Origin of the sequence: Proteiniphilum propionicum, from assembly GCF_022267555.1 — a bacterium.
In the GTDB taxonomy this organism is placed as follows: Bacteria; Bacteroidota; Bacteroidia; order Bacteroidales; family Dysgonomonadaceae; genus Proteiniphilum; species Proteiniphilum propionicum.
The window spans coordinates 657,344-671,657 of record NZ_CP073586.1 but is presented as its reverse complement, the minus strand read 5'-3'; the positions used below and the strand labels follow the sequence as shown (position 1 = coordinate 671,657).

Sequence of the window (14,314 nt, the reverse complement as noted above, 5' to 3'; positions counted from 1 at the left end):
TGCCTTTCCCTAAAAAAGTCGACTCGCAAAACAGAGACGAAGAGAAAAAACAGAAGAAAAAAGCATTCATTCAATAAAAATTATCGATTTTTCAGGTGAGATTTATTTTTACAACAACAACGTTATCAATGCACTAACACTAAAAACAAGGTGAGATTTTCTCGCGTCTATTGACATCTATTCAAAAAACAGCTTATTTTGACCCATGATCAATAATCATAAAAAAACACATCTATGAAACAAACTATTCTTATTCTTTCAACTTTGGGATTGATGATTCTTTTATCCGCATTTACCGGTTCCAACAATAGCTTGAGCGGGGTCAATGAAACGATTGATCTCATCAAACGTTCAGGAGGCACGCGATCGGCTACAGCCACCGAAGTATTCGCATATAGGAACAACGAAGGCTGGATTACGGTGGAAATTAAATACTACAGTGGTACCGTATGGGTAAGCGTAGAAGGAACAGGTGGAGGGCTTCAACAAATAGCTCAGGTAAACGAGTATGGACTTGTCATGCTGGATACTTCCACCCTTCCAAATGGAAATTACTATCTGCGTATTACGCTGGAGAACGGGGTTTATGAAGGTTATTTTGAGAAATAAAATCCTCTTTTTCATTGGATGATAACCCTAGTTGCTAATGTAACCATACATGAATTAAAAAAAGGCTGAATATGAAAACGAGGCTCAAGGCTGTCACTTTACCGATGGTATTGGTAATCTCTGTATTAATAATTCTTGTTGTGCTTTTTGTGTATTCTTTGTGGGAGATGAATTTCTTCCATTATTCTTCCTATCATTACAAAAAACAACAACAGGAGAACCTGAATTCAGGCATTGTCTTATATTGCAACGACAGTACTTTTTTAAGAAATCATAATGAAGAAAAAGACTACCGCTTATACGAAGCAGACAGTACTTCCATCATAAATTTCCTTACAAAGCAATGGGGATTTTACGAGGTTGTCAGCGTTTCTTCCCACAATGGTAGTTTTTCATCTACAAGGTTATTGGGTAAAAAACAGGAATGCAATCATAGGGCTGCCCTTTGGTTGTGTGACCGGAACAGGGCGTTGTCCCTGTCCGGTGAAACTGAGCTCAGGGGTAAAATTTTTATTCCGCTTAACGGTATCAATTATACTGAGATCGATGGTGAGTATTATGGAGGTGAAGAAATTCCATATTCACTACTTGCTATTGCCGATGCGGAGTTACCACCCATTGATTCAAACTGTTTGTCCTTTCCGGAAAATCTGAAAGGAAGTCGTTGTATAGCGGTTGATTTACCGGCAACAACCAATACTTATTATGGTTTTCAGATGCCGACAAGTTTCTTTAAACTAACAGAGAACAAGGATGATATCTTACTTCGGGGGAATGCAGTCTTATTTGCAGAGGAATTAAAAATCTCCGCTTCATCGAAAATCAACGAGGTGATTATATGTGCCCGAAAAGTTACGATTGAAGAAGGATTTACAGGAAGCATTCAGATCTTTTGCAGTGATACGGTGCTGATTTATGAGAATGTAACGCTTCAGTACCCTTCCGGCATATTTGTGGATGCGGAAATTGACCGTCCTTATGTGTCACTTTCCGAGAACAGTGAAATCAATGGTTACGTGATCATCAAGGGTAAGATAAGGGATGAGGAATTGCTGTTTCCTGCTTACCGGCAATCAGAAAAATCACTGCTCAGAGGACTTTTATATGTGGATGGAACCACCAATATTCGTGGTGAAATCTCGGGTGCTGTATATCTTAAGGATTGCTTTTTCACATCCAATCAGAATGTATATGCTGGCGCATTGTACAACACCCGTATATTGCGTAATGACAATATTGCTTATCCAATTTTTCTATCGGGTGAATATACGCGGAAGGAAATAAAATCGGTTTATTAAACTTTTATTTATAAATAGCTGGCTTATGAGACGGGAAATAATGAAAAATAAGAAGATCACGACCTCCTTATTACTCATGGCATCCATAATAATCTGGGGAAGCATTGCGCGGAGAGTCTCAAAAGCTATCAGGAAGGAGGATGCTCCGATAGAAAAGAGTCAACCACGTACTTTCGTAAACAAACCCGATAGCGCAGTATTGTTATTAAACTACGATGACCCTTTCCTGAAAAAGCCATCGAGAAACTTATTACAAACCGGCGAAGAGCCCAAAGTTGATCAAGACAATCAGGCAACCAACTTTTTACCAGCGGAACCCGATGTGGTGCAGGGCCCTGCTTTTAAATTCAAAGGCATATTGAAAGCGGGTAAGATAACCTACGGGTTATTGGACTTTGAGGGAGAAACAATGATGGCACGTACAAGAGAGAAAATCGGGGATTTTTATATTGTGCATATTACCGCCGACAAGCTGGTGGTACGCCGACAGGGACTGGATATGGAACTATTTGCGGAATAAACTTGTCGTTATGAAACAACTGACGCAAAAACTAATTGCTACCTCTTTACTGGAAACCATTGTCTCTTCAGTCATATTTATGATCCTCTTTATTATCGCCATGCACTCGATGACCAATCTGCTGGTATATGAAAACAGACAACCAAATCATCTCGTTATCGAGAACGACCTGAAAAAATGCCGTCAATTGATTGAAAAAGAAGGTGTTTACAAGAACACGAAGGAACGATACTATTCTTTCCCGTGGGGTAAGATTAAAGTTTCTATCTTTCCCTATAAAGGAGATATTCTTTTAATTCATATATCTTCTAAAATAGAGGGTGGACAATCAACAGGGTATTATTTCCTCCACGTGAACCAGGAATGAGTATGGGAAAAAAGAGGTATATTACACACAAGCAGTTAAAAGCAAGTACGCTGGTAGAGCTTTTACTGACCATGATCATTTCCGGCATCATTTTCACATTGGTTTTCGATGGAGTCGATATGATTAAGAAATTCAGTCTTACCGTAAATAAACGTATTTCCTCCGTCCAGGCCATGCTCTATAGCCACGAGGTTTTGGAATACTTGATGGAAAATGCAGATAGTGTGGTTGAACGGAATAACCAGTTTCTTTTTTACGGGCAGGGAATTGGATCCGACGCTGTAACCATAGGCGAATCGTTTTTTATGCTTCAATCGCGGGGAGTTACGGATACTTTATTTAGCGGCTATTTAAATTACCGCATCATACCATCGTTGAATCGTATCAATCATGTAGATTCTTTATTGATTCATTGTATCGTAAATACAGGCGACTCGGTGTGGCTGGAATATGGGCTGCCCTCCAGCCGTTACGCTTATTTAAATGTTACGGAAAGATATGAAGATCCCAGTTAAATTACATCGATTTACGGATAAGAAAAAGTATCTGTTTTTCTCACAGCTCACCTCCTTACTGAAATCGGGACTGAGCTTTAGCCGTTCATTCGAGCTGCTTATCGAAAATGGCAGTGAGGATGAATCCAAAATATTAAAGGTTGTTTATCAAGATATTATCTCTGGTGATGAACTTTGGGTTGCACTAAAGAAAAACGGTAATTTTTCCGATCTGGATTGCGGAGTGATCAGGATTGGAGAAGAAACGGGTAAACTCGATCAGTCTTTAGAGTTTTTAAACACCTATTACCACAAAAAAAATGAACAACGCAGAATACTTACGGGAGCACTCAGCTATCCACTTATTATCTTGATCGTGGCAGTGCTAGTACTTACGTTCATGATTCTGGTCGTTGTGCCTATGTTCCAACAGGTATATGCACGAATGGGAGGTGAATTGCCAGGGGTAACTTATTTTATTATTAAGTTATCCGGCATCGCACCGGTAATTTTTATTGTTATAACAATTCTTGTGTCGTTGCTTTTGTTTATCAAACACTTTTATGGAAAAAGCGAAAAGTACCTACAGGCTACCGCTGAAGTACAACTCAGTTTTCCTTTTGCCGGTGAGCTTTTAAAATTATATTATCAATCGCAGTTCTGCCAGCTTATGCACTTGCTTATCAGTGCGAACATTCCATTATTGAGATCGTTGCAGATGCTCGGGGATATCATTCGCTTTTACCCTTTCAGCATATCGTTTGGGGAAATATCCAAAAATATAATTGAAGGGGGTTCATTTGCTCAGAACCTGGGAAAGTATGAAAAAATCTACAGCAAGAAACTGATCGCTTTAATGAAAGTGGGAGAAGAAACCAATACGCTTGATAAAATGCTGCACCAGCAAGCTGCAGATATTACGACTGAGCTTGAGTGCAAATTAAAACAACTGGGTAATGTACTGGAACCTTTACTGATTTTGGGTATCGGTATTGTTGTAGCATTTATTCTCATCGCCATGTACCTCCCTATGTTTAAACTTGGGCAGACCATACAATGACAAGTTAAATTCAGTCCCTTTTCTCTTAAACTCCCCAAAGAAAAATATATAAAATTACATCTTTAACAAGGCAGAGGTCTTTTTTTAACTTTATTGTTCATTTATTTCCTTACTTTTGTATCTTAGAGGTCTTCTATTCTTCTTCTGCGATACATGAAACTTTCAACAATAACCAAGTCCGACTTCGGACGTCGGATTACGATAGTAGTCGTGTCTCTGTTTCTGCTGTTTATCGGATGCGACAGGAAACAGGAGAAACTTACCTATGCCCGACTGCAACAATGGGACGCTCTGCTGGAACGTCACCCAGACATGGTTCTCGACAGCCTCCAGGCGATTGAACCTGAGAAATTATCCCAAGCTAATAGCGCTTATTATGGGCTTTTAAAAACCATTGTCGATGATAAAACATATACAGAATTCAGTTCTGATTCATTGATTACCGAAACTGAGCAGTACTATTGGAAAAGCCAACCAGGATCAATAGACCATATCCGCTCACTAATTTATCGTAGTATAGTGGGTATTCGGATGGGGCATATTGACACCATGACTTACAAACCGTTAAAGGAGGCTGAAAAGCTTTTCAATGAATCAAAAGTCAATAATTTTTCTGCAGGATACTTGATCCATTATCATTTGGGTGATATGCATTACAGTCATAATAACCCTATAGAGGCAAATCATTATTACCTGGAAAGTCTCCGTTTTGCGGAGTTGGAGAATAACAAAACACATATTTTTGATGCATACACAGCCCTTTTCTGGAATGAAATGAAGCGGGAGGATACGCTGGCAGGAAAAATGTATTTAGACAAGCTTTTGGCCATTGAAAATATTTCCCGGCAGGAAGAATACAATTTGTTGAACATGCAATCTACCTATTACCTTATCCAGGGCAATGATAATCTTTCTTTACAACTCGAAATGCAAATGTCCCATCTACTCCCTTTCGTTCTTTATAAGGTGGATGAATCTCATACCTTTTTTTCAATTTCCACCAAGTACAAGAGTCTGAATCAGGTAGATAGTGCCATGTATTACGGTTTACAGGCAATTCAACAAAACAAAGATTCAACGTATAGATCAAATTATCTGTTATACCAGAACATTGCGGATATCGCCTTGCTACGGGATGACTATAAAATGGCAGAAGAATACAGGAAAAAAATGTTTGAAAGCTACCAAAAATCGGTGGATGAGCGGGTTGACAAAAGAATTTTAGAACTGGAAAAGCTTTATAACCTTACCGAAGCCGAAAACAAAGCATTGAAAGCAGAATCAAAAGCAAAAATTCTTTTACTTCTGTTGTTTCTGTTGATACTCATTTTATCCTTCGTCTTGTTCGTTTATTCAAAACGCAAAAGAATGGCTAAATTAAAAAATGACATACTCCAAGCAGAGAAACTGGCAATAGAATCTCAGGCCTTGTTGTTGCAAAACAAAGCAACAGAGCAAAGCCACAGAATTAAGATATTCAGTTTATATTTAACCCAATATTCAGAAAATAAGCAACTAATGAGTTTATTTGAAATGAAAATCAGAGGTGGTCGAAGAAATAAGAATGAGCTGGCCGATGATTTTAAAAAAATGATAGAACAGGGGAAAGAGCAATTTAATGACCTCTCAAATCAGCTGTTCTTATCGCAAATATCTAATAATTTGATAGAGCTTTCATCTGAACAGAATTTCCTGAATGAAGGAGATCATCTTCTGTTGGCCATGCTCGCGATGAAACTTGAAAATTCCCAGATAGCCGCATTTTTAAATATAAACCTGGTTAACCTGAAATCAAGAAAAACTTATTTAAAGAAAAAACTGAAAGAAAATGCTTCATCGATCAATAATTTTGAACAGATCATGTCACTTTTTTGATTTTCTGATCCATTAACCAGGTGAGAATTATTTTTTCAAACATCTTATTTATTGCATGTTAACCGTCAAAAACAGGTGAGATTTCTCTGCACCTATTGACATGTTTTAGAAAAACAGTTTATTTTGACCCCATAATCCATCAGTCAAAAATAAACAGCTATGAAGCCAAACATTTTTCCCGGGGTCTTACCATGGGGGCGGATGAAGTCCTTCCATGCAATTACGGGTTTCCGTGGTACCGTGACAAAACTTGACAACAAGAAGAAAACTATTCTCCTATTTTTTGTTTTGCTGTTCTCCCTTACAGGCTGGTCGCAACAGCTTTCTTATGCTTACGATGCCGCGGGTAACCGCATCAGCCGGACTATTGTAGTGGGTGCCTATCATCCCTCTGGCGGGGAGCAGCATGACTCATCCCGCTTTTACGTGGAGAACATCCACGGAAGAGAACTTTCCATCCATGTCGAGCGCGAAAAGCCCGGTCTTACAATCCAAGTAAGTAGCCACGATTCCTTATTAGAGGGAACATACACCCTTTCAGACAAGAATGACGATCTATTAACCGGAGATATTCTATCTGACAGGAAAACACGCGTGGAACTGGAGGAGGTTCCACCAGGCACTTACACGCTCCATATCCTCGTAAACGATCACTCTTCCGAATGGGAGTTGATTAAATTGTAACCAAATACCTAACTTGACACATACCCTTATGAAAACTTTATACACTTCCATAAAAAGTGTTCCGGTAATAATCTTTGCCGGGATACTCGTTTTATCGATTGTAAACACGGTCGTTTTTTCCCAAACGGCCGATGATACCATCCATTCCGTCGTGAGGAGAAATCCGGTACCAGATTCGTTGAGAACAGGCACGGTGAAAAATGTGTCCGACGAGATAGCGGAATTACAACAAAGGAAAGATGTCAGAACACGCTTTGAAATAACCGCAAAAGGCGATACCATTACACACTATATTTATGAACCCTTTGATTTCGGTGAATTATATACTTCCGGATCTACCGTCAATGCGAATGCAAAGAAAGCACCGGCTGACAGGAAGGAGGCGTCGGCTGAAACTCAGCCCGAAAGAGCAACGACCACCGGCATCACCGTACAGTCAATCGATCAAAGCAAGTCTGTGGGGCAGATTCCTTTTGAAGAAGGGGTGACACCTTCCGGCGGTAAAACGATCACTGTTCCAATCCTCACCGCCCCGGTTGCTTCAGCTGCTCCTCAGGTGTCATTGAACTACAACAGCCAAATGGGCAACTCGCCGGCAGGATATGGCTGGAACATTTCCGGATTGACAGCGATCAATGTAACCAACAAAACCATACACTACGACGGGACAAGCGCCCCGGCCGATCTTTCCAATCCTTCAGCCTGTGCCTTTTCTTTGGACGGAACCCGGTTGGTCACGAACAACAATACCGCTGTTCCCGACTACCATTACGAGACCGCACAAGGATATATCTTGGTGAAGAAAATCATGTACGGCAGCAATGTTGCCTATTTTGAGGCCTTGTTCCCCGATGGCAGCAAGGCAACCTACGGATTTACCAACAACACGGTCATGAAACATACGTATCCTGTAACCTCCATCGTGGATATGAAAGGGTACAGGATAGATTTTGAATATTTGCAGTCCGGCAACATGTATTTCATCTCGAAGATAAAGTATGGAAGCAAGACAACCACACATCCGGCTGAAATCCGGTTTGAATATGTTGCCAGAACAGATTACACTACCGCTTATATTTCCAATACCGGAATCTCTCTGAATCAATTATTGAAAAAGGTGACCTCTTACAATAATGGACAGGAAATACGGACGTATACCCTTACCCATACGCTGGAAAGCGAAGTAAACAGGCTTACCCGGCTGGATTGTTCTTCCGGCACAAGTTCCCTGAACCCACTCGTTTTCGGTTATGACTACTATCCGTCTTATATGTCAAACGGGCAATTTGATGAAGAGCTGTATGGATTCCTTTCTCAGTATTTTAACAACACCCCGGCCAATAAGATGCAGTATATTCGTGGAAAATTCCGAAAAAACAGTTTCGGCGACGGTATGATCACCTTCCCGGGTAAATTTTCAACGTATGGCCTGTTAGCTACACGAAGAAGATGGGTGCCGTTCCATTACGTTTATGCCTATTTATATGGGAGTACTTATCCTGCCGATCAAACCATCCTGATTGTACCAAATCTCGATTTCTTCAGCAATTCAATCTCCATTACAGCTGAATCTGGATTTCAAACCATCAATGCCGTGGATGTGAACGGAGACGGCGTGGATGAAATCGTTAAAGTGAACTTTAACGGGACATCCGGATCCAAGACCGTCCTGAAGGTAACGGTTTACACCCTCACGACGGGAACTGCATACACTACCCGCACCTTCAATGTAAATGTGGAAGGGGTGGTCAACAGCGACGACTATTATTACAGTCCTGTTTCCAGAAGCTACTACTTTGGAGATTTCAGAGGAGACGGACAGATACAAATGGTGACCGTTTCGCACAACAAGACTTTTGATAACCAGGACAGGACCTCTTACTTTGCAGTGGTCGACCTGAACAGCGGGAGTCTGATCAGTGAGAACACACTTTTTTCACATTCCACTTACGAAGATACATATGTGCACACGTTTGATGTGAACGGTGACGCCAAATCTGAATTGTGCCATGCAAGCGCTTCTGCTTACAATGTGTACGGCCTTTCGGGAAACAGCTTCACCTATCAGTACGGTTCTACCGCTGTTCCCCGGTCGGCCTTTTACAAAAAAGTAAAGTTCGGAGATTTGAACGCGGACGGCAAGCTCGACATCCTTGTCCCACCGAATGATTCATATCAAGACATACAGTATGTGGAACTTCCGGTGTGGGCTCCGCATAATTGCCCATACTGTGATGGAAGCGAACCCATCACAGACTCGTATAGTATTCACTGCAGATACTGTGGCATAGATCTTAAGCTTTATTATGAGCAGAATCCTTATAACGCAAGCTGCCGCGAGTGTGGTTTACAGTTACAAACATGTTACAACGATCCGAACTATCCGGGGCAAAGTCTTTGCTGCCCCACACATGGATCTGTGATATTGGCCGAAATTGAAATGGGATATGTGGATAACGGGAATCAATGGAGTTGCTATATCAATACGGGGAAAGGATTTACCGCCACCACGCAGAATATTGTCAACGTAGAATATGATGACAAGATAACCGTGATGGATATGAACCGGGACGGGCTCTCCGACCTGATACAAATAAGGGGCACACAGGCAAAGTTGTATTTAAATTCCAAAGGAACCATTCAAAGCTCCACGCCGGTGAGCCCCATCAACGTTCCTTCCGGAACATCCGGTTTTATGCCTTCGAATGTGGTGAATTATTACAACTCAAGCTACCTGGTTTGTATTAAAGATGCTGAAATATATACCATAACCTATACCAAGGACGAGAGCAAGGCAAACTTGCTCACATTGACGACAGACAGTTACGGCTCGCTGCATCAGAACAACTATTCTAATATGGCGGAGGGTGGTAATTATATCCCAACCACAACATCCCGCTCTTACCCGTACGCATCTTCGATTTTCCCGTTGAACCTACTCTCTTCGGCTTATGTCACTTTACCAAACTACGGGAATTACATAAAGCATCAATATTATACCTATTACGGGGCGGTAATTCACCAGCAGGGACTGGGCTTTTGTGGATTCGAGAAAGTAAGAACGTTTGACTACATGCTAAACATGGAGTCCGTTGAAACCAAAGATCCCCAGATGTTTGGTGTCACAATATCTCTCAGTTCCCCGTTGAAAGAGAGTTTTTATAACTACATAAGAAACGAAGAAAGTAACAAGCAGGCAAACCCCAGGGCATATAACGTGTCGGAAACAGATAAGCTGACCAATGTTTACACCTATGCCTATTATGACTATGATGCATATGGTAACCCGACACAAGTGAATCATAATATCGGTTCGGCTTTGAATACTGTCACCAATCAAACCTATCATAACTCGGTTTCCTCATCGCGCTACCTGATTGGGCAACCATTGATAAAAACAGTGACCAGTACACGCGGTGGTGCGTCGTGGCAGGACAAGGAAGAGATTACATACGATGCCACAACCCGCCTTCCACTGGGCAGGAGCACCTACACCGGCACGACTGCCGTGAATAAAACAGGAGAAACCAAGTGGACATACGAGACGAACGGCAGTGGTATTGTTGCCTCTGAAAAAACGGCGCCCTACAACGTGACGGAGTTTTTAGGAAATACTTATACCTATGATCCCTCCGGAAGGTATCTTGCCTCGCAGACCAATGCATTCTCGCAAACTACCACATTCTCCAATTACGATAAGTACGGGAATGCACGTACAGTTACCGACCACAAAGGACGTATCACTACCCGCACGTTTGATGATTGGGGACAACCTGTTTCAGTGACGGGTCATGATGGCGTGACTGAAGCCACCACACCCGCATGGGGCGGACAGGGAGTGTACACCGTGACCAGGACGGTTACCGGACAACCTTCAACAGTGGCACATTACGATGCGGCGGGGCGTGGGTTGCGCAAAGGGAATCAACGTTTCGACGGCCAGTGGCAGTATGTGGACAACGCATACGACAACAAGGGCAGGCTCGAGAAGGTGTCATTGCCTTTCAGAGGCGCTTCTCCATCTTACTGGAATAGCTATTCGTTCGACACCTATCACCGTCCTACCCAGCTTTTGGAAGCTTCCGGCAAAACTACCTCCTGGAGTTACAACGGGTTGAGTGTGACGGAAACCAAAAACGGAATTGCTACCACCAAAACGACCGATGCCTCGGGTGCCTTGGCAAGCGTGACCGACCCCGGGGGAACCATCTCCTATAGCCTCCGCCCCGACGGACAACCCTCGTCCATCACGGCTCCGGGTGGTGTTATCACTTCGTTTGAGTATGATGCCTTTGGCAGGCAAACCGCCTTGGTGGACCCGAGCGCCGGGCGCCAAATTACTGAGCCCGTCTATTCTTCTGCGGGAGTGTTGACTCTTACCGAAACAAACCCCAAGGGAACCAGCGTGTCGGTTTTTGATAAATATGGCCGTATCACCAGCCTGCAACGGCAGGGTGAGTTCACGACTAATTACGTGTATAATGCGGACGAGTTACTGGCGGGCGAAACTTCCACGAACGGTACCTCTAAGGCATTCACTTACGACACGTTTGACCGGATACTGACAGAAAAGGAAACCGTTCCCGATAACAAGTGGCTGCAAAAGACTTACACCTATGGTGATGGAAATGTATCCTCGGTACAATATGCGGCCCAAAGCGGGACGCTTGGCACGGAAAGTTTCCTGTATGCCTACGGACACAATACGGAGATCAGGCTAAACGGCTCCACCACCATCTGGAAACTGACGGCGGAGAATGATCCCGGTCAACCCACGGCAGCCACCACCGGAAGCATGAACAGAAGCTACTCCTATAACGACTATGGTATACCTACCGGCAGGACGGCCGGCAGCATCCAGAACTTCTCCTACAGTTTTGACACGCAGAAAGGAAACCTTTTAAGTCGTACAGACAACAGACACACAAGGACGGAATCGTTCTCCTACGACAACCTGAACCGTCTGACCAGTGCCGCCGGCAAGGTAATCACCTATGCCGACAATGGAAATATCACCCACATCGAAGGGGTGGGCACCATGGCATACGGCAACATGGACAAGCCGTACCAGGTGACCATGCTCAACCCGGAAGGCATGGCCGTACTCTTGCGCAACCAGAGCGTATCGTACACCTCGTTCCAGCGTCCATCACGTATCGACGAAAATGGCTTGAGCGCATCGTTCACCTACAACGCGGCCGGCGGGAGGGTGAAAATGTATGTAGCCAACGGAGTCACTCCGGTATTGACCAGATACTACATCGGGGGACAGTATGAACTGGACCTGCAGTCCAATACCGAACGGCTCTATCTGGGAGGGGATGCCTATTCGGCACCCGCTGTCCTGGTAAAAGAAGCGGGTGTGTGGAATATTTACTATATTTGTCGTGATTATCTGGGCAGTATCACCCACGTGGCGAATGCCGATGGTTCTTTGAAACAGGAATTAAGCTATGACGCATGGGGACGGTTAAGAAATCCCTCCACACACGTCGCATACACGCCCGGCAGTGAACCGGTTTTGTACCTCGGCAGGGGATACACGGGTCACGAACACCTGACCTGGTTCGGACTGATTAATATGAATGCGCGTCTTTACGATGCGGCATTGGGACGGTTCTTAAGCCCCGATCCCTATGTGCAAAATCCATTTATATCACAAAATTATAACCGGTATACCTACGCGATGAATAATCCGCTGGTGTATATTGATCAGGATGGTGAACTAGCATGGTTTATACCTGTTATTATTGGAGCAGTAATCGGAGGGTATATTGGAGGTTCATCGGCGGAAGGTGGAAAATTGAATCCTTTTAAGTGGAGTTGGAGTGGAAAAACTTGGCTTGGCATTGGAATAGGTGCTGTGATTGGAGGAGCAGGAGGATATGGTTTTGCACTTGGAGCTCCTGCCTTAGCAAACACAGCATTTTTTGCTCATTTTGGTACAAGCGGAACTGTAGCTGCATACACGGTAGCAGGAGGAGTTATTGGCGGTGCAATAGGTTATGGTTCGGGATATGCAGGAGGCTTATTATATAGTAATGGAAATTCAAGTTTTGCGCATCAAATGGGAAAGAGAGGAGCGGTTATAGGCTCAACGCTTGGCGGTGCACTAGGACAATTAGCTGGAGCAAACGAGACATATAAAAATCGAAAAGATACTGCTGTAAAATACAAACAACACCAAAAACCGAAATGGGATGGAGATTATTTTACTGGTACTCAGGAAGAAGCAGATGCAATCACTCTAAATTTAAGTAAAAAATTAGGAATGGAAACATCTTACTATCAAACTAGTAGAGGATATTATTTCGAAAGTGTATCTGGAGAAGCATTTAATGTAGATTGGGGACCACCTAGTGTAGCACACGATAATAAAATAAACTTTACTCCATATAATTATAATGTGAATATTGGAGAACAGAGAAATTCTATGAATGAAGCATACCGCTATACTTACTTTGACAAAGTTGGAGATTTTTTTTATATTGGCAATATTTTTCAAAGAGCTAGAGTTTATTCTGAAACACATACCCATCCACATAATAGTCCACCATCAGGGGCAGATTTGTTATTGTCACGAATATTTGGAATAACTGGATACGTACTTGGCTGGAGTGGTGTCAGATATCAATATGGTGGTCCAGGTTATTTCAAATAATAATATTTCTAAGAAACATTTTACCTTTAATATGAAAAAAATTATATTTACCGTTATTATTCTATTTTTATTTCAAACTGTAAGGCCTCAATTATGTGATAAAATACACTATATAGAAGATAATGAGTTGAGCAACGAAGTAGTGTATGATATAGAAGTTGCTTTTGAAGATTTTATGCAAACAGGAGCAGGAGGGCAAAATGAGAAGTTTTTTCTTATAGAAATAGTAGAAAGAGATAATTTCAATGAATTATATCTATTCTCGACGAGATATATTTTTGAAATAATGTTCAAAAGGCCCGACTGCTATTTCAAGTGTAATGATACAATAATAACATACCTGTATACCAAAGATCACATTCATGTAAGTGATTCTACTTGGTTGAATAATATCATGAAAGAGACTAGTATTGTGTTAGGTGCTCCCGATTTTAATGTAGTCTGGTCGAATGATAGTGTGATTGGACCAATTTGGGGGACTGGTGATATGAATAGAACGGAGGCAATGTTTTTTTATGATCCAGTACCGTTTAAGTATATCGTTAAAAATGGGGATATTTGTTCAAAAGAAGTGGTTTATAAGTTATACTATCCAGATGATCGCCGGCCAAAAGGAATTCCAATAATGAGGTCATTACCATATTGGCCAGTAGAAAGAGAATCATATTATCGAGGATCATAGAGGAAATAAACTTTTTTCGTTCTAATATTTATATTATAGTAAATATGTCTTAACGATTCATGAT

The 14,314-nt window shown here is 42.2% G+C and carries 10 protein-coding genes; all 10 read left to right on the top strand.

Annotated elements, in window-relative coordinates; all coding sequences use genetic code 11:
- Positions 1–234 precede the first annotated feature (234 nt).
- The 10 genes from KDN43_RS02520 to KDN43_RS02475 all read left to right on the top strand — a co-directional run bounded on the left by KDN43_RS02520 (position 235) and on the right by KDN43_RS02475 (position 14,250).
- The gene (locus KDN43_RS02520; protein WP_238868127.1) at positions 235–609 is read left to right on the top strand and encodes a DUF3244 domain-containing protein; all 375 of its coding nucleotides are present in this window, start codon (positions 235–237) and stop codon (positions 607–609) included.
- Between the two features lie 71 nt (positions 610–680).
- Entirely contained in the window at positions 681–1,907 is a 1,227-nt protein-coding gene (locus KDN43_RS02515) for a hypothetical protein (RefSeq protein WP_238868126.1), read from the top strand.
- Positions 1,908–1,932: 25 nt separating this feature from the next.
- Positions 1,933–2,427 (top strand): hypothetical protein, encoded by a 495-nt coding sequence (locus tag KDN43_RS02510; RefSeq protein WP_238868125.1) that lies wholly within the window; start codon positions 1,933–1,935, stop codon positions 2,425–2,427.
- Between the two features lie 10 nt (positions 2,428–2,437).
- Positions 2,438–2,794, top strand: a complete 357-nt coding sequence (locus KDN43_RS02505) for a hypothetical protein (protein WP_238868124.1) — start codon at positions 2,438–2,440, stop codon at positions 2,792–2,794.
- Between the two features lie 2 nt (positions 2,795–2,796).
- On the top strand, positions 2,797–3,309 hold the full coding sequence (locus KDN43_RS02500) for a hypothetical protein (RefSeq protein WP_238868123.1): 513 nt from the start codon (positions 2,797–2,799) through the stop codon (positions 3,307–3,309).
- Positions 3,293–4,348 carry a type II secretion system F family protein gene (locus tag KDN43_RS02495; RefSeq protein WP_238868122.1) on the top strand — a complete coding sequence of 352 codons (1,056 nt, stop codon included), beginning with the start codon at positions 3,293–3,295 and terminating at the stop codon, positions 4,346–4,348. Before KDN43_RS02500 ends, KDN43_RS02495 begins: the two co-directional genes overlap by 17 nt.
- A 153-nt stretch (positions 4,349–4,501) precedes the next feature.
- Positions 4,502–6,223 carry a hypothetical protein gene (locus tag KDN43_RS02490; protein WP_238868121.1) on the top strand — a complete coding sequence of 574 codons (1,722 nt, stop codon included), beginning with the start codon at positions 4,502–4,504 and terminating at the stop codon, positions 6,221–6,223.
- A 159-nt stretch (positions 6,224–6,382) separates the two neighbouring features.
- The gene (locus KDN43_RS02485) at positions 6,383–6,907 is read left to right on the top strand and encodes a hypothetical protein (RefSeq protein WP_238868120.1); all 525 of its coding nucleotides are present in this window, start codon (positions 6,383–6,385) and stop codon (positions 6,905–6,907) included.
- 28 nt (positions 6,908–6,935) lie between these two features.
- Positions 6,936–13,568 (top strand): RHS repeat-associated core domain-containing protein, encoded by a 6,633-nt coding sequence (locus tag KDN43_RS02480; protein WP_238868119.1) that lies wholly within the window; start codon positions 6,936–6,938, stop codon positions 13,566–13,568.
- A gap of 31 nt (positions 13,569–13,599) precedes the next feature.
- Positions 13,600–14,250: a hypothetical protein gene (locus tag KDN43_RS02475; RefSeq protein WP_238868118.1), complete on the top strand. Its 651-nt coding sequence runs from the start codon at positions 13,600–13,602 to the stop codon at positions 14,248–14,250.
- The last annotated feature ends 64 nt before the right edge of the window (positions 14,251–14,314 follow it).

Bases quoted from the DNA above. Each gene is read 5' to 3' on its own strand.
- KDN43_RS02480 (WP_238868119.1), top strand. From the start codon at position 6,936: ATGAAAACTTTATACACTTCCATAAAAAGTGTTCCGGTAATAATCTTT.
- KDN43_RS02490 (WP_238868121.1), top strand. From the start codon at position 4,502: ATGAAACTTTCAACAATAACCAAGTCCGACTTCGGACGTCGGATTACG.
- KDN43_RS02515 (WP_238868126.1), top strand. From the start codon at position 681: ATGAAAACGAGGCTCAAGGCTGTCACTTTACCGATGGTATTGGTAATC.
- KDN43_RS02485 (WP_238868120.1), top strand. From the start codon at position 6,383: ATGAAGCCAAACATTTTTCCCGGGGTCTTACCATGGGGGCGGATGAAG.
- KDN43_RS02475 (WP_238868118.1), top strand. From the start codon at position 13,600: ATGAAAAAAATTATATTTACCGTTATTATTCTATTTTTATTTCAAACT.
- KDN43_RS02520 (WP_238868127.1), top strand. From the start codon at position 235: ATGAAACAAACTATTCTTATTCTTTCAACTTTGGGATTGATGATTCTT.
- KDN43_RS02495 (WP_238868122.1), top strand. From the start codon at position 3,293: ATGAAGATCCCAGTTAAATTACATCGATTTACGGATAAGAAAAAGTAT.
- KDN43_RS02505 (WP_238868124.1), top strand. From the start codon at position 2,438: ATGAAACAACTGACGCAAAAACTAATTGCTACCTCTTTACTGGAAACC.
- KDN43_RS02510 (WP_238868125.1), top strand. From the start codon at position 1,933: ATGAGACGGGAAATAATGAAAAATAAGAAGATCACGACCTCCTTATTA.
- KDN43_RS02500 (WP_238868123.1), top strand. From the start codon at position 2,797: ATGGGAAAAAAGAGGTATATTACACACAAGCAGTTAAAAGCAAGTACG.